This is a genomic window from Belnapia moabensis DSM 16746, from assembly GCF_000745835.1.
In the GTDB taxonomy this organism is placed as follows: Bacteria; Pseudomonadota; Alphaproteobacteria; order Acetobacterales; family Acetobacteraceae; genus Belnapia; species Belnapia moabensis.
Genome location: NZ_JQKB01000241.1, coordinates 1 through 2,226, shown reverse-complemented (window position 1 = coordinate 2,226; position 2,226 = coordinate 1). Strand labels below are relative to the sequence as shown.

General features: G+C 66.3%; 1 protein-coding gene. It reads left to right on the top strand.

Features of this window, described 5'->3' with window-relative positions:
• The first annotated feature begins 228 nt into the window (after positions 1–228).
• Positions 229–2,064 (top strand): glycoside hydrolase family 15 protein, encoded by a 1,836-nt coding sequence (locus tag EP26_RS30555; protein ID WP_084113194.1) that lies wholly within the window; start codon positions 229–231, stop codon positions 2,062–2,064.
• Positions 2,065–2,226: the final 162 nt, after the last annotated feature.

The following is a 2,226-nucleotide window of genomic DNA, read 5'->3' as shown; positions in this document are numbered from 1 at the left end:
CGCCAAAAGCATGATTGACCTCGCCGCCTGACGCGATACCGTCATCGCGCCGGAGACAGCGTGGCCATTTCCAACACACCCCGCGACGGCACCCGGGGGCGCCGCCCCTACGGTCTCACAGACCGCAGCCCGGGCAGACCATTGCCGGCATCGAATAGTCTCGTCGGTCGTTCACGCTCGTGGCACGGCACCAAGATTCGACGCAGCGGGAGGTTAGGGAGGACGCGGATGCCATTGAAGATCGAGAATTATGCCCTGATCGGCGATGGCGAGACGGCGGCGCTGGTTGGCATCGACGGCTCGCTGGACTGGCTCTGCCTGCCGCGCTTCGACAGCACCGCCTGCTTCGCCGCACTCCTCGGCACGCCTGAGCATGGCCGCTGGCGCATCGCTCCCCGCAGTCCGGTGCGGCGCGTCGCTCGCCGCTACCGTCCCGGAACCCTGGTTCTGGAGACAGAGTTCGAAACGGATGAGGGCATCGTAGCCCTGGTGGATTGCATGCCACTGCGAAACGGCGCGGCGGACGTTCTGCGCTTGGTGGAAGGCCGGCGTGGCTCTGTCCCCATGGTCATGGACCTCACCGTCCGGTTCGATTACGGGGCTCTGGTTCCTTGGGTTCACCGCTTGGCGGACGGCACGTTGCTGGCCGTCTGCGGTCCAGACCAGCTCGCACTCCGCACTCTTGTCCCGGTCCGTGGTGAAGACCTCCATACGGTGGCTGAGTTCAATGTAACGACGGATGAGCGCATCCCCTTCCATCTGGTCTGGACCCCTTCCCATCTGCCTCCTGGACCGCCGATGGACGCGGCTGTGGCGATCGCAGCAACGGAGAGGCGCTGGCGCGGGTGGCTAGCCGAATGCCGCATTGACAAAGGCGTACCCCACCCGGAGATGGTCCGCCGCTCCCTGCTCACGTTGAAGGCGCTAACCTACGCGCCTACGGGCGGCATCGCCGCCGCGCCCACCACCTCCCTGCCCGAGACGCTCGGCGGCGAGCGGAACTGGGACTATCGCTTCTGCTGGCTACGCGATGCGGCGCTGACACTCCATGCGCTGGTCGGCGCCGGGCATCTCAGCGAGGCGGAGGCCTGGCGCCGGTGGCTGCTGCGGGCTGTGGCAGGTAGCCCTACCCAGATCCGCCCCTTGTACGGCTTGGCCGGCGAGCACCGGACGCCGGAGACAATCCTGCCCTGGCTGCCCGGCTATGAAGGTGCGACGCCGGTGCGCATTGGCAACGCAGCCGGTGCGCAACTCCAAATCGATGTCTTCGGCGAGGTGATGGACGCCCTCTATGCGGCTCACCGCATCGGCCTGCCACCACTTCCCGAGGCCTGGGCGATGGCCCGCGCGATGATGGTGCATCTGGAGAAGGTCTGGGGCGAGCCGGACGAGGGCATTTGGGAGATCCGCGGCGCTCGCCGTCACTTTGTGCACTCGAAGGTGATGGTTTGGGTCGCCTTCGACCGGGCGCTGCGCGTCGCAGAGGAGTCTGGACTCGACGGCCCGTTGGAGCGCTGGCGTGCCCTGCGCGACATGGTATTCGACGAGGTATGCACCCGCGGCTTCGACCCGCTGCGCGGCTGCTTTACCCAAAGCTATGGTCGGCCCGACCTCGACGCCAGCCTGCTTCGCATGCCGTTGGTCGGATTTCTGCCAGCGGACGACGAGCGTGTGCGCGGCACTGTGGAGGCCATTGAGCGAGAATTGACAGAAGACGGGTTGGTGCTCCGCTACCGCCCTGACGCTGGCTTGGAGGGTCTACCTCCGACCCGGGAGGGCACCTTTCTCGCCTGCACGGCTTGGCTTGGCGAGGTGTACGCCCTGCAAGGACGGCGGGCGGAGGCTATCGCCGTGCTCGACCGGTTGGTCGGAATTGCCAACGACGTCGGGCTGCTGGCGGAGGAGTACGACACGGAGGCGCAGCGCCAAGTCGGGAATTTCCCGCAGGCATTTTCTCACCTTGGTTTGGTCGGCCTTGCGCTGCGGCTCGGGCTGCCCACCGACCTGTCGGCTCCAGGCCGGAGCGGACTCGATCCCTCCCCACTCGACAGCGCTGAAACGTAAGCCGGTCGGCTAAACTTGGGCAGATGGCTCTAGCTGTTAAGGATATTGCTGTGACATCAACATCGCCGTTGCTGCTCTACGTCATCTTGTTGCGTGGGTCGCCCACTTGGGTGCGGTCGGGTAGGCTGGCGTAGGGGCGAGCCCTCGAGCAGTGAGGGACCC

Excerpts from the sequence above, each read along its gene's own strand:
- EP26_RS30555 (WP_084113194.1), top strand. The coding sequence starts at position 229 with ATGCCATTGAAGATCGAGAATTATGCCCTGATCGGCGATGGCGAGACG.